Source organism: Bacillus subtilis subsp. subtilis str. 168, assembly GCF_000009045.1.
Classification (GTDB): Bacteria; Bacillota; Bacilli; order Bacillales; family Bacillaceae; genus Bacillus; species Bacillus subtilis.
Genome location: NC_000964.3, coordinates 1,630,115 through 1,649,282 on the forward strand (window position 1 = coordinate 1,630,115; position 19,168 = coordinate 1,649,282).

The 19,168-nt window shown below is 45.2% G+C and carries 18 protein-coding genes and 1 other RNA gene; 18 read left to right on the forward strand and 1 reads right to left on the reverse strand.

All coding sequences use genetic code 11. The features are described 5' to 3' along the window. The 8 genes from mswE (at position 1) to sirC (ending at position 5,977) form a co-directional block, all read left to right on the forward strand. Positions 1–106, forward strand: an RNA gene (gene mswE / locus BSU_misc_RNA_29) — S-adenosylmethionine riboswitch. Positions 107–267: 161 nt separating this feature from the next. Then, positions 268–969 carry a (phospho)adenosine phosphosulfate reductase gene (cysH, locus tag BSU_15570; protein ID NP_389440.1) on the forward strand — a complete coding sequence of 234 codons (702 nt, stop codon included), beginning with the start codon at positions 268–270 and terminating at the stop codon, positions 967–969. An 11-nt stretch (positions 970–980) separates the two neighbouring features. Further along, positions 981–2,045: a sulfate permease gene (gene cysP / locus BSU_15580; protein ID NP_389441.1), complete on the forward strand. Its 1,065-nt coding sequence runs from the start codon at positions 981–983 to the stop codon at positions 2,043–2,045. Between the two features lie 48 nt (positions 2,046–2,093). After that, on the forward strand, positions 2,094–3,242 hold the full coding sequence (gene sat / locus BSU_15590; protein NP_389442.1) for a sulfate adenylyltransferase: 1,149 nt from the start codon (positions 2,094–2,096) through the stop codon (positions 3,240–3,242). A 12-nt stretch (positions 3,243–3,254) separates the two neighbouring features. Beyond that, entirely contained in the window at positions 3,255–3,848 is a 594-nt protein-coding gene (gene cysC, locus BSU_15600; RefSeq protein NP_389443.1) for an adenylylsulfate kinase, read from the forward strand. Between the two features lie 98 nt (positions 3,849–3,946). Then, on the forward strand, positions 3,947–4,720 hold the full coding sequence (gene sumT / locus BSU_15610; RefSeq protein ID NP_389444.1) for a uroporphyrinogen III and precorrin-1 C-methyltransferase: 774 nt from the start codon (positions 3,947–3,949) through the stop codon (positions 4,718–4,720). A 2-nt stretch (positions 4,721–4,722) separates the two neighbouring features. Then, entirely contained in the window at positions 4,723–5,508 is a 786-nt protein-coding gene (gene sirB / locus BSU_15620) for a sirohydrochlorin ferrochelatase (protein NP_389445.1), read from the forward strand. After that, positions 5,489–5,977: a precorrin-2 dehydrogenase gene (gene sirC, locus BSU_15630; RefSeq protein ID NP_389446.1), complete on the forward strand. Its 489-nt coding sequence runs from the start codon at positions 5,489–5,491 to the stop codon at positions 5,975–5,977. The genes sirB and sirC overlap by 20 nt, the downstream gene beginning before the upstream one ends. A gap of 39 nt (positions 5,978–6,016) precedes the next feature. Here sirC and fbnA read toward each other — a convergent pair whose 3' ends face one another. Next, positions 6,017–7,735 carry a putative tRNA modification protein gene (fbnA, locus tag BSU_15640; protein ID NP_389447.1) on the reverse strand — a complete coding sequence of 573 codons (1,719 nt, stop codon included), beginning with the start codon at positions 7,733–7,735 and terminating at the stop codon, positions 6,017–6,019. Positions 7,736–7,850: 115 nt separating this feature from the next. On the opposite strand from fbnA, the gene tcaB reads away from it, so the two are divergent. The 10 genes from tcaB (at position 7,851) to rsmB (ending at position 19,168) form a co-directional block, all read left to right on the forward strand. After that, a complete protein-coding gene (gene tcaB, locus BSU_15650; RefSeq protein ID NP_389448.1) occupies positions 7,851–10,523 on the forward strand; it encodes a P-type calcium transport ATPase (sporulation) in 2,673 nt (890 codons plus the stop codon). An 82-nt stretch (positions 10,524–10,605) separates the two neighbouring features. Beyond that, entirely contained in the window at positions 10,606–11,481 is an 876-nt protein-coding gene (gene yloC / locus BSU_15660; protein ID NP_389449.1) for a hypothetical protein, read from the forward strand. 76 nt (positions 11,482–11,557) lie between these two features. Next, entirely contained in the window at positions 11,558–11,827 is a 270-nt protein-coding gene (gene remA, locus BSU_15670; protein ID NP_570902.1) for an essential sporulation DNA binding protein; regulator of biofilm formation, read from the forward strand. A 7-nt stretch (positions 11,828–11,834) separates the two neighbouring features. Next, positions 11,835–12,449, forward strand: a complete 615-nt coding sequence (gmk, locus tag BSU_15680; protein NP_389450.2) for a guanylate kinase — start codon at positions 11,835–11,837, stop codon at positions 12,447–12,449. A gap of 3 nt (positions 12,450–12,452) precedes the next feature. Then, a complete protein-coding gene (gene rpoZ / locus BSU_15690) occupies positions 12,453–12,656 on the forward strand; it encodes an omega subunit of RNA polymerase (RefSeq protein NP_389451.1) in 204 nt (67 codons plus the stop codon). 80 nt (positions 12,657–12,736) lie between these two features. Beyond that, positions 12,737–13,957, forward strand: a complete 1,221-nt coding sequence (gene coaBC, locus BSU_15700; RefSeq protein NP_389452.1) for a coenzyme A biosynthesis bifunctional protein CoaBC; phosphopantothenoylcysteine synthetase/decarboxylase — start codon at positions 12,737–12,739, stop codon at positions 13,955–13,957. Next, positions 13,954–16,371, forward strand: a complete 2,418-nt coding sequence (gene priA / locus BSU_15710) for a primosomal replication factor Y (primosomal protein N') (protein NP_389453.1) — start codon at positions 13,954–13,956, stop codon at positions 16,369–16,371. Before coaBC ends, priA begins: the two co-directional genes overlap by 4 nt. 26 nt (positions 16,372–16,397) lie before the next feature. Further along, positions 16,398–16,880 carry a peptide deformylase gene (gene defA, locus BSU_15720; protein ID NP_389454.1) on the forward strand — a complete coding sequence of 161 codons (483 nt, stop codon included), beginning with the start codon at positions 16,398–16,400 and terminating at the stop codon, positions 16,878–16,880. A gap of 4 nt (positions 16,881–16,884) precedes the next feature. After that, a complete protein-coding gene (fmt, locus tag BSU_15730; protein NP_389455.1) occupies positions 16,885–17,838 on the forward strand; it encodes a methionyl-tRNA formyltransferase in 954 nt (317 codons plus the stop codon). Continuing rightward, a complete protein-coding gene (gene rsmB, locus BSU_15740) occupies positions 17,825–19,168 on the forward strand; it encodes an RNA-binding Sun protein; 16S rRNA m5C967 methyltransferase, S-adenosyl-L-methionine-dependent (protein ID NP_389456.1) in 1,344 nt (447 codons plus the stop codon). The genes fmt and rsmB overlap by 14 nt, the downstream gene beginning before the upstream one ends.

Here is a 19,168-nt window from a genome sequence, read left to right on the forward strand (position 1 = left end):
AACTTATCAAGAGCGGCTGAGGGACTGGACCTATGAAGCCCGGCAACCTGCATAGTTTGTAAGGTGCTACTTCCAGCAAAATGAATTCCATTTTGAAAGATAAGGGCTGCATGCTGTTCCTGTCTTTCTTTCCGCCGGATTGAAAGTTTTTTATTTTAAGAGGTAAAAAGGCTATCTGTATATCAGCAGCCGCGAATCACATTACATGGGAAAAGACAACCGGCAGAAAGCTACTGTTTGTTTGTCTCCGAAAGGAGGAAAGAAGAAATGTTAACGTATGATAATTGGGAAGAACCAACGATTACATTTCCGGAAGACGATCCTTATAAAGGAGCGCTGTCAGTTTTAAAATGGGCATACGGCCATTACGGCGATCAGCTTGTTTATGCCTGCAGTTTCGGAATTGAGGGAATCGTTCTGATTGACTTAATTTATAAAGTGAAAAAAGACGCAGAGATTGTGTTTCTTGATACAGGACTTCATTTTAAAGAAACCTATGAAACAATTGAACGAGTGAAAGAGCGTTATCCGGGTCTTAATATCATCCTGAAAAAACCAGATCTCACCCTTGAGGAACAAGCCGAAGAACATGGTGACAAACTATGGGAAAGAGAGCCGAATCAGTGCTGCTATCTTAGAAAGGTCGTTCCTTTAAGAGAGGCGCTTTCAGGACATCCAGCCTGGCTTTCCGGCCTGCGCCGTGATCAAGGGCCAAGCCGTGCCAATACGAATTTCTTAAACAAAGATGAAAAATTCAAGTCAGTAAAAGTTTGCCCGCTTATCCATTGGACTTGGAAAGACATTTGGAGATATACATCCCGGAATGAACTGGACTACAATCCGCTTCATGACCAAGGCTATCCAAGTATTGGCTGTGCGCCTTGCACTTCTCCCGCTTTTACAGCAGAAGATTTGCGCTCAGGCAGATGGAATGGTATGGCGAAAACAGAATGCGGACTGCATGAATAAGGAGCTGCAAAATGGAATTAGCCGCTATTTTATTTAGCTTGTTTTTCGCGATGAATATTGGTGCAAGCGGCGCTGCAGCTTCGATGGGGGTTGCTTACGGCTCCGGAGCCATCAAAAAGAAAACTTACGCTTTGATCCTATGCGCAGTCGGTGTCTTTGCCGGGGCGGTCATTGGCGGAGGCGAGGTTGTAAAAACAATCAGCTCCGGCATTATTCCTGAGCAGACGATTACACTGACGATTGTTTGCATCATTATTGGAGCTGCTGCCCTGTCGCTCTTTACTGCTAATCTGCTCGGCATTCCTTTGTCGACAAGTGAAGTAACAGTCGGCGCGGTTGTCGGCGTGGGAGTGGCTTATAAAGTATTGTTTGTGAACAATCTTCTGATCATTGTGTCATTTTGGGTTTTTGTCCCGCTGTTCGCTTTCGGCTTCACCTATTTCGTATCTAAGCTGTTTCGTTATTTTAAGATTGAAGTAAAATCTTCTAAAAAGCAAAAAATCCTCGGCATTGTTTTGTTAGTTGCCGGATTTTTCGAAGCATTCTCTGCCGGCATGAATAACGTGGCGAATGCTGTTGGCCCGTTAGTAGCTGCCGGTGTGCTTGATGTCGGAAAAGGAACCTTGTATGGAGGAGCTTTTGTTGCTCTTGGCGCACTGTTATTAGGCCGGCGAGTGCTAGAAACAAACGGGAAGAAAATTACGAGGTTCTCCAAAGGGGAAGGCATTCTCTTATCCGGTACAGGAGCGGGACTGGTGATCATCAGTTCTGTATTTGGGATGCCGGTGCCCTTGGCGCAAGTCACGTCATCGTCTATTATCGGAATAGGCATGGCGAAAAACGGTCCGAACGTGTTCCATAAACAAGTTGTTCAAACGATGCTGAAGGTATGGATCGTATCGCCGTTTTTATCTTTATCGATTTCTTATCTGCTTGTATCCTTGTTTTTAAAAGCAGATTATTATTCGATCTTTATCATGGTAAGTGTGCTTTTAGCGGCGGGCGGTGCCATCAGCCTGACAAAGGCCATTCGTAAAGAGAGACGCTCAGTCCACGAACAAGGCGGGGGAATCTGATCATTAATCTGAGTAATTTTATAAGTTAACTAGGAGGAGATGGATATTATGAGCTTAGCACCACACGGAGGAACATTAGTAAACAGAGTAGATGAATCATATGATGTGAGCGGCATTCAAAAAGAAATTGAACTTGATTTAATTTCTTTCGCGGATTTGGAATTGATCGGTATCGGTGCATACAGCCCGATTGAAGGTTTCTTTAATGAAAAAGATTACGTATCAGTGGTCGAAAACATGCGTCTTTCTTCCGGCGTTGTCTGGTCTCTTCCAATCACGCTTCCGGTCGATGCGCAAAAAGCAGCGGAACTGTCACTTGGTGAAACGGTAAAGTTAACGTATGAAGGAGAAACTTACGGCGTTATCCAAATCGAAGACCTGTACGTGCCTGACAAACAAAAAGAAGCTGTCAATGTGTACAAAACAGATGAACAGGAGCATCCTGGTGTTAAAAAGCTGTTCAGCCGCGGCAATACATATGTCGGCGGACCGATTACGTTGATTAAAAAAGCTTCAAAACAGTTCCCTGAATTTACATTTGAACCGTCAGAAACGAGACGCCAGTTTGCGGAAAAAGGCTGGGAAACCATTGTCGGTTTCCAAACAAGAAACCCTGTTCACAGAGCGCATGAATACATTCAAAAAACGGCTCTTGAAACAGTAGACGGCTTGTTCTTGAATCCGTTAGTAGGTGAAACAAAATCTGATGACATTCCAGCTGATGTACGGATGGAAAGCTACCAAGTGCTTCTTGATCATTATTACCCGAAAGATCGTGTTTTCCTTGGTGTCTTTTTAGCGGCGATGCGTTATGCAGGCCCGAGAGAAGCAATTTTCCACGCGCTTGTCAGAAAGAACTACGGCTGCACACATTTCATCGTCGGCCGTGATCATGCAGGTGTAGGCGACTATTACGGAACATACGAAGCACAGGAACTGTTTGACACATTTAAACCTGAAGAACTCGGAATTACACCGCTGAAATTTGAGCACAGCTTCTTCTGTAAAAAATGCGGAAATATGGGAACAGCAAAAACTTGCCCTCATGGCAGAGAGCATCACGTCATTTTATCAGGCACTAAGGTAAGAGGTATGCTGAGAGACGGTGTGCTGCCGCCTGCTGAATTCAGTCGAAAAGAAGTAGTAGAAGTGTTAATCAAAGGGATGAAGAAAAAAGAAGAAGTAGGCGTATCTTAAGGAGGACTGGCAGTGACAAATCGCGATATTGTATGGCATGAAGCCTCTATCACAAAAGAAGAGTATCAGCAAAAAAACAAGCATAAAAGCTCCATTCTCTGGCTGACAGGGTTAAGCGGCTCAGGCAAATCAACCATTGCCAACGCCGCTGCGAGAGAATTGTTTGAGCAAGGCTACCAAGTCATTGTGCTGGACGGGGATAATATCCGTCACGGCCTAAATAGGGATCTTGGTTTTTCTGATGAAGACCGAAAAGAAAACATCCGCCGGATCGGAGAGGTGGCGAAGCTTTTTGTTCAGCAGGGAACCATTGTGATTACTGCTTTTATCTCTCCTTTCCGCGAGGACAGACAACAGGTTCGCGAGCTTGTGGAAGCGGGCGAATTTAATGAAGTCTACATTAAATGCGACCTTGATATTTGTGAACAAAGAGATCCGAAAGGGCTTTACAAAAAAGCAAGAAACGGCGAGATTCCGTTCTTTACAGGAATTGATTCTCCTTATGAAGAACCGGAAGCTCCAGAGCTCGTTCTTGATTCAGGACAGCATGACCGTGAAGCGTGTAAAAATCAGCTGATCGAGTTTGTTAAACAAAAATTGAGCTGAATATGATCTGCTGCGTTCTTCTCAGATGCCGGAATGCAAGCGAGAACATCATCACAGCGAATCTTCTGGAAGAACTCGAATAGATCGGGGGAAATACGATGGGGAAAGTATATATTGTAGGAGCGGGTCCCGGTGACCCTGATCTGCTGACAATTAAAGCGCTGAAAGCCATTGAAAAAGCTGATGTCATCTTATATGACAGATTAGTAAATAAAGAGATTTTACAATATGCCAAAGAGCAAGCAGACCTGATCTACTGCGGGAAGCTTCCGGATTTTCATACGATGAAGCAGGAAACCATCAATCGATTTCTTGTGAAGTATGCGCAAAAAGGGAAAATGGTTGTCAGACTGAAAGGCGGAGACCCTTTTGTGTTCGGGAGAGGAGGGGAAGAAGCGGAATGCCTCTCTGAAAATGGAATTCCGTTTGAAATCATTCCCGGCATTACGTCTGGAATCGCGGCAGCCGCTTATGCCGGGATTCCTGTTACCCATCGGGATGCGGGCTCTAACGTCGCTTTTGTAACGGGTCACTATAAAAAAGAAGAAGATTTTGAGGAAAAGTGGAAAGCGCTGGCTACAGGAATTGATACACTTGTCATCTATATGGGTATCAAAAACGTGCAGCAGATTGAAAGAAAACTCCTTGAAAATGGCCGGGACGGTTCTACGCCAGCAGCCTTTATTCATTGGGGGACAACGGACAAGCAAAAATCTGTTTTTTGTACAGTTGACACCCTTTCAGAAACGGTGATAAAAGAAAACATTACAAATCCGAGTTTAATTGTCATTGGAAATGTTGTAAATTATCACTATAAGCTGGAATGGTTTGAATCTGAACTAAAAAAACAAGATTTAAGCGAGGCGTTGTAAAAATGAAACAAGCAATTTTATATGTCGGCCACGGCAGCCGGGTCAAAAAAGCGCAGCAAGAAGCCGCAGCCTTTTTGGAAGGATGCAAGGCCCACATCTCTGTGCCAGTACAAGAAATCAGCTTTTTAGAGCTTCAGGAGCCGACAATTGAGACAGGATTTGAAGCATGTGTGAAGCAAGGTGCCACTCATATCGCAGTGGTGCCTCTGCTTCTTTTAACAGCTGCGCATGCAAAACATGATATTCCGGAAGAAATTGTCCGTGTTGCATCTCGATATCCATCAGTCCGTATTTCATACGGAAAGCCGATCGGGATTGACGAAGAAGTAGTCAAGGCTGTATATCACCGAATGAAAGACATAGGTGTTCCGTATGAAAATGCCAGAGTGGTGCTCATCGGAAGGGGAAGTTCAGATCCAGACGTCAAAAGAGACGTAACCGGAATTGCTAATCTTCTTCAGGAAATGGTTCCAGTGAAGGAAGTCATTCCGTGCTTTTTGACAGCATGCGGCCCTAATTACAAAGAGGTTTTTTCAGAACTTGAAAAAGATGACGGCATAACAACCTTTATCGTTCCATATTTGCTTTTTACGGGTATGCTGATGAATGAAATCGAACGAGAGGTTCAGAAATTAAAAGCCCATAATCCGAACGTCTACCTCTCTTCCTATATCGGTTTTCATCCTCATGTGAAAAACGCATTTTTGAACCGTGTGAGAGAAACTGCGGCAAATTCTGAGGGACAATTTGATTTTGATGGAGGTTCATATGCTTCCGCTGCACATTAGCCTGGAAAAGAAGAAGGTTGTGATTGCGGGGGGCGGAAGCATCGCTCTCAGAAGGCTGAAAACGGTGATTTCTGAGGGAGCTGATATAACGCTTGTCAGTCCGGATGTGGAACCGGAAATCAAGCAAATGGCAGAAGAGCGGCGTATCAAATGGGAAAAACGGACAATTGAAAAAGAAGATTATCTCAATGCTTTCTTCATTATTGCTGCGACGGATAATGCGGCAGTGAACAAAGAAATTGCCCAATCCGCTTCGCCTTTTCAGCTTGTCAATTGTGTCAGTGACGCTGAGCTTGGCAATGTATATATGCCGAAAATCGTAAAAAGAGGGCATGTCACTGTGTCTGTTTCTACAAGCGGAGCCAGTCCAAAGCACACGAAAGAGCTTGCTGAAAACGTGGATAAGCTGATTGACGGCGATTTTGTTGCTGAAGTGAACAGGCTTTATCAGATGAGAAGAAAGAAATAAGCCAGAGCATACAAATGCTCTGGCTTTTCTTTATGCGGCTCAGCTTTTTTTGAGCTTGATGACAGTATCAGCATCAGGCGTGACAAAGACGGTATGCTGGCTGTCATAAGTGACGAAACCGGGTTTCGCGCCGTTTGGTTTTTTGACATGCCTGATTTTTGTATAATCTACAGGCACTGAACTTGAATCTTTAGCTTTTGAAAAATAAGCTGCAATTGTCGCGGCTTCCATGATTGTTTGCTCATCAGGTTCGCTGCTTCTGATCACAACGTGGGAGCCGGGAATGTCCTTCGTGTGAAGCCAGATATCGTCTCTGGCCGCCACTCTTGTCGTTAAATATTCATTTTGACGATTGTTCTTACCCACTAAAATTGTCAGCCCTGAGGTGGATTCATATGTTTCTAACACCGGATTGTGCGGTTTTTGCTTTTTCTGGCCTTTTTGCTGCTTAGGGCGTAAATATTTGCCCTCAACAAGCTCTTCCCTGATTTCGCTGATATCCCGGGGAGAAGCGGACGAAAGCTGCTGAATCAGCTGATCAAAATATTCGATCTCTTCCTGTGCCAGCCTGATTTGCTCCTCGACAACTGCGACCGAATTTTTCGCTTTCTGATACTTCGTGAAATAGGCCTGTGCGTTTTCAGAAGGCGTTTTGTTCGGGTTTAAAGGAATCGTGATTGTCGGGCTTTCTTCATCATAATAATTGATGACCTCAGCCTGTTTATCACCTTTTTTCAGCATATATAAATTAGCGGTTAAAAGCTCTCCGTAAAGCTGAAATTCCTTCGCGTTTTCCGAATACTCCAGGGTTTTCTCTAATTTTTTGATTTTGTTGGCATTCTTCTTCCGTTCGTTCACAACAAAACGCTCAAGATCCTGAGCCTGTTGCTTAACCCGGTCTCGTTCAGCTTTTCCGAAATAAAAACGGTCGAGCAGTTCGCTTAATGAATCAAAACGGCGCGCTTCGCCCTTTAGATGAGTCAGCTCCAGCAGATAAAAATATTCCTTTCCGTTTACAGTCGTAATGTTGGGAATGAAACGGTGCTCTTTCACTTCGGCAAACAGTGCCAGCAACGCTTTTGGCAGTGTGACTTTGTTGGCAAGGCCTGCTCTGTGAACCGCTTCTTTGGCGAAAAGCGGAGACACGCCTGAAAAGTGGTCGACAATTTGTTTATCAAGCCTTCCTTCTTGAAAGCTGAGGTGACGCAAAATATCATCTTCTGACGCCTCAAGAGGCGATATTTTGTCCTGAGCAGGCGGAAGCTTATAATCTTGGCCGGGCAGTACTGTACGGTAGCTGTTCATTGACGGTGATAAATGCTTAAGTCCGTCGATAATCACATTTTCTGCTGCGTCAGTCAAAATGATATTGCTGTGGCGGCCCATAATTTCTACATAAAGCTTTCGTACGGTTTCATCGCCAATTTCGTTTCGGCTTTTGATATGAAAAATCATAATGCGGTCTAAGCCCGCTTGTTCAATTTTCTCAATGAATCCGCCTTCGATATGCTTTCTCAGCAACATGCAAAACATTGGCGGTTCGCTTGGATTTTCATAAGCTTGTGCCGTGATATGCACCCGTGAATAGCTCGGATGTGCCGATAATAATAGTTTTTGGTTTTTTCCCTTGGCACGGATGTGGAAAATCACATCGTGCTTATATGGCTGATGGATTTTTGTAATTCGTCCGCCCATTATTTTCTCGTTAAGTTCGTGTGTCATTCCGTATGTAAACATGCCATCAAACGACATATGCAATACACCCTCTCATTCTTCCTGCATTCGATAATTATAGCATGAAATGGGACGAGTCAGAATAAGCATGCTTATAGAGTGATATCTCTATAAGAGAGCAGGGGAGTGGACGAGCGGAATGAAGTTTCATGAAATGGGACAAACAGATTTACTAGAGGCAACCAATACGTCCATGAAACAAGGATTAACAGAAAAAGAGGTAAAAAAACGCCTTGACAAGCATGGACCAAACGAGCTGCAAGAAGGGAAAAAAACTTCAGCGCTTCTCTTGTTTTTCGCGCAGTTCAAAGATTTTATGGTGCTTGTGCTTCTGGCGGCAACGTTAATCTCAGGATTTCTTGGTGAATATGTAGATGCGGTTGCGATTATTGCGATTGTGTTTGTGAATGGCATACTCGGTTTCTTTCAAGAAAGGCGTGCTGAGCAATCTCTTCAGGCTTTAAAAGAGCTTTCAACACCGCACGTCATGGCACTCAGGGAAGGAAGCTGGACAAAGATTCCTTCTAAGGAACTGGTGCCGGGTGATATTGTGAAATTTACGAGCGGGGACAGAATTGGCGCAGACGTTCGAATTGTTGAAGCGAGAAGCCTTGAAATAGAAGAATCAGCGCTAACCGGGGAATCAATCCCGGTTGTGAAGCATGCTGATAAATTGAAAAAACCGGATGTTTCACTCGGCGATATTACCAATATGGCATTTATGGGTACGATTGTGACCCGCGGCAGCGGTGTCGGGGTTGTCGTCGGGACAGGAATGAATACGGCTATGGGGAAAATTGCCGACATGCTTGAATCGGCAGGGACATTGTCAACCCCGCTGCAAAGAAGACTGGAGCAGCTCGGGAAGATTTTGATTGTTGTTGCATTGCTTCTGACCGTACTTGTCGTTGCTGTCGGTGTTATTCAGGGTCATGATCTGTACAGTATGTTTTTAGCAGGTGTCTCGTTAGCGGTAGCCGCTATTCCGGAGGGGCTGCCGGCGATTGTGACAGTGGCGCTTTCGCTTGGTGTACAGAGGATGATTAAACAAAAATCCATTGTTAGAAAGCTTCCTGCTGTTGAAACGCTTGGGTGTGCGTCTATCATTTGCTCAGATAAAACAGGGACAATGACCCAAAACAAAATGACAGTGACGCATGTCTGGTCCGGAGGGAAAACATGGAGAGTGGCAGGGGCCGGCTATGAACCGAAAGGAAGCTTCACACTAAACGAAAAAGAGATCAGTGTCAATGAACATAAGCCGCTTCAGCAGATGCTTCTGTTCGGAGCGCTTTGTAACAACTCCAATATTGAGAAAAGAGACGGCGAATATGTGCTTGACGGAGATCCGACAGAGGGAGCGCTGCTCACCGCGGCAAGAAAAGGCGGTTTTTCAAAGGAGTTTGTTGAATCTAATTACAGAGTGATTGAAGAATTTCCGTTTGATTCCGCACGGAAAATGATGACTGTCATCGTAGAGAATCAAGACAGAAAGCGCTATATCATTACAAAAGGTGCGCCGGATGTACTCATGCAGCGATCTTCCCGTATTTATTATGATGGCTCAGCGGCTCTTTTTTCAAATGAAAGAAAAGCAGAAACAGAGGCGGTATTAAGACATTTGGCATCACAGGCGCTCAGAACGATAGCGGTCGCCTACAGGCCGATAAAAGCAGGCGAAACACCGTCAATGGAGCAGGCGGAAAAAGATCTGACCATGCTTGGCCTTTCAGGTATCATTGATCCCCCGCGGCCGGAAGTCAGACAGGCGATTAAAGAATGCCGTGAAGCGGGAATTAAGACCGTCATGATTACAGGTGATCATGTAGAAACCGCTAAAGCGATAGCGAAAGACTTGCGCCTCCTTCCGAAAAGCGGCAAAATCATGGACGGCAAGATGCTGAATGAACTTTCTCAAGAAGAGCTTTCTCATGTGGTGGAGGATGTGTATGTATTTGCCCGCGTTTCCCCTGAACATAAACTAAAAATCGTAAAAGCCTATCAGGAGAACGGGCATATTGTGGCGATGACGGGAGACGGCGTCAATGATGCTCCTGCCATTAAACAGGCTGATATCGGCGTCTCTATGGGCATTACCGGGACAGATGTGGCCAAAGAAGCATCATCTCTTGTTCTCGTGGATGATAATTTTGCGACGATTAAATCAGCGATAAAAGAAGGCAGGAACATCTACGAAAATATCAGGAAGTTTATCAGATACCTGTTGGCGTCTAACGTCGGAGAAATCCTTGTCATGCTGTTTGCGATGCTGCTTGCCCTTCCTTTACCGCTGGTTCCGATTCAGATTTTGTGGGTCAACTTGGTGACGGACGGATTGCCGGCAATGGCGCTCGGCATGGATCAGCCGGAAGGAGACGTCATGAAGCGCAAGCCCCGTCATCCGAAAGAAGGGGTATTTGCCCGCAAGCTAGGATGGAAGGTCGTTTCCAGAGGATTTTTAATCGGAGTTGCCACTATTTTAGCGTTTATCATTGTGTACCACCGCAATCCGGAAAACTTGGCTTATGCCCAGACGATCGCGTTTGCCACATTGGTGCTCGCTCAGCTTATTCACGTGTTTGACTGCCGCAGCGAAACTTCTGTTTTCTCTAGAAATCCGTTTCAAAACCTGTATTTAATCGGCGCGGTATTGTCATCCATTTTGCTGATGCTTGTAGTAATCTACTATCCGCCGCTTCAGCCGATTTTCCATACTGTAGCCATCACGCCGGGGGACTGGATGCTCGTCATCGGTATGTCCGCCATCCCTACTTTTTTGCTGGCGGGGTCACTTTTAACAAGAAAAAAATAAATTCATATGATATAATCTTAGGGGTAATAGCGTGTCTATTGCCCTTTTATTATGAGAACAGGGAAGAATTGGGTGTTTTAAAATGATACGAAGTATGACAGGCTTCGGCAGTGCAAGCAAAACACAAGACGATCTCTCTGTAAGCGTTGAACTTAAATCTGTGAACTACAGATTTAAAGAAGTGAACGCTCGTTTGCCAAGGCCTTTGCTATATTTTGAAGATAAGCTGAAACAGACCATTCTGCAGCATATTCAGCGCGGAAGAATTGAGCTTTTCGTATCCGTTGACAGCGATATGCTTGTTGAGAAAAGGCTTGAAATTGATTGGCCGCTGCTCGATGAGTTTGTCGCAGCCGCGAGAGATATGAAGAAGCGGTATCAATTGTCTGCAGAGCCCGATGTAATGGATTTCTTTAAGCTTGATCATGTCGTCCAGGTTCATGAAGAACAGACGCAAAATGACAAGCTGGAGGCGTTGATCATCGATGCTGCAGAAGAAGCGGTAAAAGGTCTCTGTGAAATGCGTGAAAAAGAGGGGCTGCTCTTAGCGAAAGACTGCCTGATGCATATTGATCAGCTTGAAGAGCTGGTGAGAGAAACTGAATTGCTGGCTGCAGATGTCGTATCTCGTTACCGGGAACGGCTGTATGCCAGAATCAAAGAATGGACTGAAGACGTATTAGACGAGAGCCGGCTTGTAACAGAATGCGCTATTTTTGCAGACCGCTCTGATATCACTGAAGAGATTACAAGGCTGAAGAGCCACTTCGCCCAGTTTCGTGATATATTAGCTAGTGGCGGAGCTGTCGGGCGCAAACTCGACTTTCTTGTTCAGGAGCTCAATCGGGAAGCAAATACGATCGGCTCAAAAGCAAATGATCATCAGATCACAAAGCTTGTCGTTGAAATGAAAAGTTCTATTGAAAAAATAAAAGAACAAGTGCAAAATATAGAATAGTGACTGTGCGTATTGTTTACAGACGGTCTTACTAGGCTAAACTAGAGACGTCTATTTTACAGGGGGAACGTAGAAGATGACGATTAAACTGATTAATATCGGATTTGGCAATATCATCTCCGCCAATCGGATGATTTCGATTGTCAGCCCGGAGTCTGCGCCAATCAAACGGATGATTCAGGATGCAAGAGACCGCGGAATGCTAATTGACGCTACATACGGACGAAGAACCCGTGCAGTTGTCGTCATGGATAGTGATCACATTATCTTATCTGCCGTCCAGCCTGAGACAGTTGCACACAGACTTTCTGTTAAAGAAGAAATTATGGATGAAGGGCAGGGGTAATTGCCGCATGAAAGAAAGAGGGTTATTAATCGTTCTCTCAGGTCCCTCAGGAGTTGGTAAAGGAACGGTTCGACAAGCGATCTTTTCGCAGGAAGACACAAAATTTGAATATTCGATTTCAGTAACCACAAGAAGTCCAAGAGAGGGCGAAGTGAACGGAGTCGATTATTTTTTCAAAACAAGAGACGAATTCGAGCAAATGATTGCGGACAACAAGCTGCTTGAATGGGCAGAGTATGTCGGCAATTATTACGGCACGCCAGTCGATTATGTTGAACAGACGCTTCAAGATGGAAAAGACGTCTTTTTAGAAATTGAAGTTCAAGGGGCTCTTCAAGTGAGAAATGCTTTCCCGGAAGGCCTGTTTATTTTCCTTGCGCCTCCAAGCCTTTCTGAACTGAAAAACAGAATCGTGACACGAGGAACAGAAACAGACGCTCTGATTGAAAATCGAATGAAAGCCGCAAAAGCTGAGATCGAAATGATGGATGCTTATGACTATGTCGTTGAAAACGATAATGTCGAAACGGCTTGCGATAAAATCAAAGCAATCGTTCTTGCTGAACATTTGAAGCGTGAACGCGTTGCACCAAGATATAAGAAAATGCTGGAGGTTGAATAATCAATGTTAGATCCGTCAATTGATTCTTTAATGAATAAATTAGATTCAAAATATACGCTGGTGACTGTTTCTGCGAGACGTGCCCGTGAAATGCAAATCAAAAAAGACCAAATGATTGAACATACGATTTCACACAAATATGTAGGCAAAGCTTTAGAAGAAATTGATGCAGGCCTGCTTTCGTTTGAAAAGGAAGACCGCGAATAGTAGCACAAGTAGCAACCTATATCATGTAGGTTGTTATTTTTTTCCGTGCGGTTTTGTAAAGTGCAGAGGGGGAGAATTCATTGCTTAACAATCGAAATGTGTTACTTTGCGTGAGTGGAGGCATCGCTGTTTATAAAGCCTGTGCGTTAACGAGCAAGCTGGTTCAGGCAGGAGCAAATGTCAAAGTGATTATGACTGAATCCGCTTGCCGATTCGTTTCACCGCTGACATTTCAGGCATTGAGCCGCCACGAAGTCTATACAGATACATTTAAAGAACAAAATCCAAGCGTCATTTCTCATATTGATGCCGCAGACTGGGCCGACTTGATTATCGTAGCGCCGGCTACGGCTAATGTGATTGGAAAACTGGCAAACGGCATCGCTGATGATATGCTGACGACAACATTGTTGGCAGCAACGGCTCCCGTTTGGATCGCGCCGGCAATGAACGTTCATATGTATGACCACCCGGCAGTCAAACGAAACATTTCTGTTCTTTATCAGGACGGTTATTGTTTTATTGAGCCAAGTGAGGGCTATTTAGCATGCGGTTACGTAGGAAAAGGCAGATTGGAAGAGCCGGAAAACATCGTAAAGCTGGCCGAAAAACATTTTGCTGAAGAAACATCCGCTCCTTTAGAAGGCAAGCATGTGGTCATTACAGCCGGCCCAACGCGGGAAGCGATTGATCCTGTCCGGTTTTTTACCAATAAATCGACGGGCAAAATGGGCTACGCACTGGCGGAGGCTGCTGTTCAGCTCGGCGCACGGGTAATCTTAATTTCTGGGCCTGTTTCACTTGATCAGCCTAAAGGCCTTGCTGAGTTTATCCCTGTTCAATCGGCTGCGGATATGCGCGAAGCTGTGCTCTCTGTGTATGACGCAAGCGATATAGTCATTAAAACAGCTGCGGTAGCCGATTTTACGCCGAAAACAGTATTTGACCATAAAATGAAAAAACAAGACGGCGGCATGACCTTAGAACTGAAAAGAACAGTCGATATTTTGAAAGAATTGGGCGAGAAAAAGAAAGAGCAGATTTTGGTCGGATTTGCCGCCGAAACACAAGACATTGAACACTATGCACGTAAAAAGCTCGCCGCTAAAAACCTTGATTTGATTGTGGCAAATGATGTGAAAGCAAATGGGGCCGGTTTTGGTGCTGATACGAATATCGTGACAATCTTTTTCAAAGACGGGCATAAACGCGAACTCCCGATTATGTCTAAGCTCGATGTTTCTTTTGAAATCCTTCAGGAGATCGCAGCCCTCTCAAAACAAACCGGAGAGCGCTCATGAATTTTGCAGAAGTCATCGTTGATGTCAGCACCAAAAATATAGACAGGCCTTTTGATTATAAAATCCCAGACCATCTGAAGGGCATGATCAAAACGGGGATGCGGGTCATTGTTCCGTTTGGCCCCCGTAAGATTCAAGGGTTTGTGACAGCAGTCAAAGAAGCATCTGACCTATCGGGAAAATCTGTCAAGGAAGTAGAGGATTTATTAGATCTTACACCTGTTCTGACAGAGGAGCTTATGATTCTGTCATCATGGCTGTCAGACAAAACGCTGTCTTTTAAAATAACGGCGCTTCAAGCAATGCTGCCTGCCGCCTTAAAGGCGAAATATGAAAAAGAATTAAAAATTGCACACGGAGCCGATCTTCCGCCGCAAGTGGAACGGCTGTTTTCTGAAACAAAGACGCTGCTGTATTCAGATATACCCGATCATGAGACGCTGAAACTGATTCAAAGGCATGTTCAAAAAGGGGACATTGACGTGACGTATAAAGTCGCGCAAAAAACCAATAAAAAAATGGTCAGGCATATTCAGGCAAATGCGAGTAAAGAAGAGCTTGCTAAGCAGGCTGAGGGATTGTCCCGCCAAGCAGCAAAACAGCAGGCGATTCTTCACTTTCTCATCTCTGAGCCGGAAGGTGTGAAAATTCCTGCGGCGGAATTGTGCAAAAAAACGGACACGAGCTCTGCAACCATCAAAACCCTTATCCAAAAAGGGCTTTTGAAGGAAAGCTATGAAGAGGTTTACAGAGATCCCTATCAGGACAAAATGTTCAAAAAAACAGAGCCCCTGCCGCTGACAGACGAACAGAGGGCTGCCTTCGAGCCCATACGCGAGACATTGGACAGCGATGAGCATAAAGTGTTCCTCCTTCACGGCGTGACAGGAAGCGGAAAAACCGAAATTTATCTGCAATCAATTGAAAAAGTACTGGCGAAAGGAAAAGAAGCCATCGTCCTCGTACCGGAAATATCGCTGACGCCGCAAATGGTCAACCGCTTCAAGGGCCGCTTCGGCTCCCAGGTGGCAGTCATGCACAGCGGTTTATCCACAGGAGAAAAATATGACGAGTGGCGTAAAATCCACCGGAAGGAAGTACGGCTTGTCGTCGGTGCCAGATCCGCCATTTTTGCTCCGTTTGAAAATCTCGGAATGATAATCATCGATGAAGAGCACGAGTCTTCCTATAAACAGGAAGAAATGCCGCGCTATCATGCGAAAGAGGTGGCAATCAAGCGGGCTGAGCATCACAGCTGCCCGGTTGTATTAGGGAGTGCTACGCCGACATTAGAATCATATGCTAGAGCGCAAAAGGGCGTATACGAGCTTCTTTCACTGAAGCACCGTGTTAACCATCGGGTGATGCCCGAGGTTTCGCTTGTCGATATGAGAGAGGAGCTTAGAAACGGCAATCGCTCGATGTTTTCAGTTGAATTGATGGAAAAGCTTGAAGAAACGATTGCCAAGGGTGAGCAGGCGGTGCTGTTTTTAAATAAGAGGGGCTACTCTTCCTTTGTGATGTGCAGGGATTGCGGCTATGTCCCGCAATGCCCGCACTGCGACATTTCCATGACGTATCATCGTTACGGCCAAAGGCTGAAATGCCATTATTGCGGACATGAAGAGCCTGTTCCGCACACTTGTCCTGAATGCGCAAGCGAGCATATCCGCTTTTTCGGAACGGGAACACAGCGAGTGGAGGAAGAGCTGACAAAAGTGCTGCCAAGTGCGAGAGTGATTCGGATGGATGTTGACACGACATCACGGAAAGGCGCCCATGAAAAATTACTGTCAGCTTTCGGAGAAGGAAAAGCGGATATTCTTCTCGGAACGCAAATGATCGCGAAAGGGCTTGATTTTCCGAATGTCACGCTTGTCGGAGTGTTAAGTGCTGATACAACACTTCATATTCCTGATTTCAGATCGGCTGAAAAAACATTTCAGCTGTTAACGCAAGTCAGCGGCCGGGCAGGCAGGCATGAAAAGCCCGGCCATGTCATCATTCAAACGTATACACCGTCTCATTACAGTATCCAGCTGACGAAAACACACGATTATGAAACGTTCTATCAGCATGAAATGGCGCACAGGAGAGAGCAATCCTATCCGCCATACTACTATTTGGCTCTTGTGACTGTTTCTCATGAGGAAGTGGCGAAAGCAGCGGTTACAGCTGAAAAAATCGCTCATTTTTTGAAAGCAAACTGCGGAGCTGACACGAAAATTCTCGGACCAAGCGCGTCGCCGATAGCCAGGATCAAAGATAGATATCGCTATCAATGCGTGATAAAATACAAACAGGAAACCCAGTTATCCGCTTTATTGAAGAAGATACTGGAACATTATAAACGCGAAATTGAACAAAAACATGTAATGATTTCAATTGATATGAATCCTTATATGATGATGTAAGATCTCACGTCTTGGAGGGTAACAAATTGGCAGTAAAAAAGGTCGTCACACATCCTGCGGAGGTTTTGGAAACACCTGCGGAAACCGTGACTGTTTTTGATAAAAAGCTAAAAAAACTGCTTGATGATATGTACGACACCATGCTTGAAATGGATGGTGTCGGACTGGCAGCGCCGCAAATCGGCATTTTAAAAAGAGCGGCCGTCGTAGAAATCGGGGATGACAGAGGGAGAATTGATCTCGTTAATCCTGAAATTTTAGAAAAAAGCGGCGAGCAAACCGGAATTGAAGGATGCTTGAGCTTTCCTAACGTCTATGGTGATGTCACACGTGCCGATTATGTCAAAGTGCGTGCGTTTAACCGTCAGGGAAAACCGTTCATTCTGGAAGCGCGAGGCTTTTTAGCAAGAGCCGTGCAGCATGAAATGGACCACTTAGACGGTGTGCTGTTTACATCTAAAATAAGTAAATACTATACAGAAGATGAACTAGCGGATATGGAAGGATGATTTGATGACGAGAATCGTATTTATGGGAACGCCGGATTTTTCAGTTCCTGTTTTAAGAACCCTGATAGAGGACGGATATGAAGTAGTGGGGGTCGTCACACAGCCGGACCGTCCGAAGGGCAGAAAAAAAGTACTGACACCTCCTCCGGTAAAGGAAGAGGCATTGCGCCACGGCATCCCGGTTCTTCAGCCGGAAAAAGTCAGATTGACAGAAGAAATTGAAAAAGTGCTGGCATTAAAGCCTGACCTGATTGTAACGGCGGCATTCGGACAAATTTTGCCTAAAGAGCTTCTCGACAGTCCAAAATACGGCTGCATTAACGTTCACGCATCCCTTTTGCCGGAACTGCGCGGCGGTGCTCCGATCCATTATTCCATTCTGCAGGGAAAGAAGAAAACCGGGATTACCATTATGTATATGGTAGAAAAATTGGATGCGGGCGATATGATCTCAAAAGTGGAAGTGGACATTGAAGAAACCGACAATGTCGGAACACTGCACGATAAATTAAGCGTTGCTGGCGCGAAGCTATTGTCTGAAACGGTTCCAAACGTTATTGCCGGCAGCATATCACCTGAAAAGCAGGATGAAGAGAAAGCGACGTACGCGCCTAACATTAAAAGAGAGCAAGAGCTGCTCGACTGGTCCAGAACGGGCGAAGAGCTTTACAACCAGATCCGCGGCTTAAATCCATGGCCTGTTGCTTATACGACTCTAAACGGACAAAACTTGAAAATATGGGCGTCGAAAAAAATAGCGGCACCAACAACAGCTGAGCCCGGCACAGTCGTTGCAGTTGAAAAGGAAGGAATTATCGTTGCCACAGGTAACGAGACGGCTCTGTTATTAACCGAACTCCAGCCGGCAGGCAAAAAACGAATGAAAGGCGAAGACTTTGTGCGAGGCGCTCATGTTGAAGCCGGTGATGTGTTAGGAGTAAACAATGAAAAAAACTAGTGTTCGTGACATCGCCCTTGAGGCGCTGATCAAATTAGAACAAAACCAGGCATACAGCAACCTGCTGCTGAAATCGGTCATTAAATCAAATGAACTGAGTGATCAGAACAGAGGGCTTTTGACTGAACTTGTCTATGGTACATTACAAAATAAGATCGCGCTTGATTATATGCTTAAACCGTTTATCAATAAGCCTCAAAAGGTAAAGCCGTGGGTGATTCAGCTTCTTCGCCTATCCTTATATCAAATGGAGTATTTGGAGAAGATTCCAGACAGGGCAGCCATTCATGAAGCGGTTGAGATTGCTAAAATCCGCGGACACAAAGGCATTGCTTCATTTGTCAACGGCGTGCTCCGTTCTATTCAGCGCGAAGGTGTTCCATCCTTTGACGCGATCGAAGATCCTGTCCGCCGGCTGGCGACAGAAACAAGCCATCCGGAATGGCTTGTGAAAGAGTGGGCGGATGCGTATGGATTTGAAGCTGCGGAAAAGATTTGCCGCATCCATCTCATTCCGCCGAAACAGACGCTGCGTGTCAATCAAATGAAAGCAGACAGAGCTGAGCTGCTTGACCAAATGGCTGCTGAGGGAATCGAAGTTGAAAAAGGCGACCTCGCTGAAGATGCTGTGAAGCTCTTAAAGGGAACAATTGCCGGAACTCATTTCTTCCAAAACGGCGAAGTTTCTATCCAGGATGAGAGCTCCATGCTCGTCGCCCGCGCCCTTGATCCTAAGTCAGATGAAACAGTGCTTGACGCGTGTGCGGCGCCTGGCGGAAAGTCGGCTCATATCGCAGAATTAATGAAGAACAAGGGGAGCGTTACGTCGCTTGATCTTCACAAACATAAAGTGAAGCTGATCAAAGAAGCGGCAGATCGGCTTGGCCTGACAATCATTCATGCGGAAACAATGGATGCTAGAAAAGCGGGGGAAACGTTTGAAAACGAACAGTTTGACCGAATATTGGTCGATGCCCCGTGCTCAGGTTTCGGTGTTATCAGAAGAAAGCCGGACATGAAATACACGAAAAAACCTGACGACAGCGCCCGTCTAGCTGAAATCCAGCTGTCGATCTTGAGGGAAATCGCACCATTAGTAAAAAAAGGTGGCACTCTTGTCTACAGTACGTGTACAATGGACCGGACAGAAAATGATGAAGTAATACATGCGTTTATACAAGAACATCCTGATTTTGAACCCGATTTGTCTCTTGAAAAGCGGCTGCCTGAAAAGGTGAGACCCTTTGTTCGGGATGGAAGGCTTCAAATCCTTCCTCATTATTTCGGAACAGATGGTTTCTTTATTTGCAGCATGAGAAAGAAGGGATAA

Excerpts from the sequence above, each read along its gene's own strand:
- cysH (NP_389440.1), top strand. The coding sequence starts at position 268 with ATGTTAACGTATGATAATTGGGAAGAACCAACGATTACATTTCCGGAA.
- cysP (NP_389441.1), top strand. The coding sequence starts at position 981 with ATGGAATTAGCCGCTATTTTATTTAGCTTGTTTTTCGCGATGAATATT.
- sat (NP_389442.1), top strand. The coding sequence starts at position 2,094 with ATGAGCTTAGCACCACACGGAGGAACATTAGTAAACAGAGTAGATGAA.
- sumT (NP_389444.1), top strand. The coding sequence starts at position 3,947 with ATGGGGAAAGTATATATTGTAGGAGCGGGTCCCGGTGACCCTGATCTG.
- sirB (NP_389445.1), top strand. The coding sequence starts at position 4,723 with ATGAAACAAGCAATTTTATATGTCGGCCACGGCAGCCGGGTCAAAAAA.
- sirC (NP_389446.1), top strand. The coding sequence starts at position 5,489 with ATGCTTCCGCTGCACATTAGCCTGGAAAAGAAGAAGGTTGTGATTGCG.
- tcaB (NP_389448.1), top strand. The coding sequence starts at position 7,851 with ATGAAGTTTCATGAAATGGGACAAACAGATTTACTAGAGGCAACCAAT.
- yloC (NP_389449.1), top strand. The coding sequence starts at position 10,606 with ATGATACGAAGTATGACAGGCTTCGGCAGTGCAAGCAAAACACAAGAC.
- remA (NP_570902.1), top strand. The coding sequence starts at position 11,558 with ATGACGATTAAACTGATTAATATCGGATTTGGCAATATCATCTCCGCC.
- gmk (NP_389450.2), top strand. The coding sequence starts at position 11,835 with ATGAAAGAAAGAGGGTTATTAATCGTTCTCTCAGGTCCCTCAGGAGTT.
- rpoZ (NP_389451.1), top strand. The coding sequence starts at position 12,453 with ATGTTAGATCCGTCAATTGATTCTTTAATGAATAAATTAGATTCAAAA.
- priA (NP_389453.1), top strand. The coding sequence starts at position 13,954 with ATGAATTTTGCAGAAGTCATCGTTGATGTCAGCACCAAAAATATAGAC.
- fmt (NP_389455.1), top strand. The coding sequence starts at position 16,885 with ATGACGAGAATCGTATTTATGGGAACGCCGGATTTTTCAGTTCCTGTT.
- rsmB (NP_389456.1), top strand. The coding sequence starts at position 17,825 with ATGAAAAAAACTAGTGTTCGTGACATCGCCCTTGAGGCGCTGATCAAA.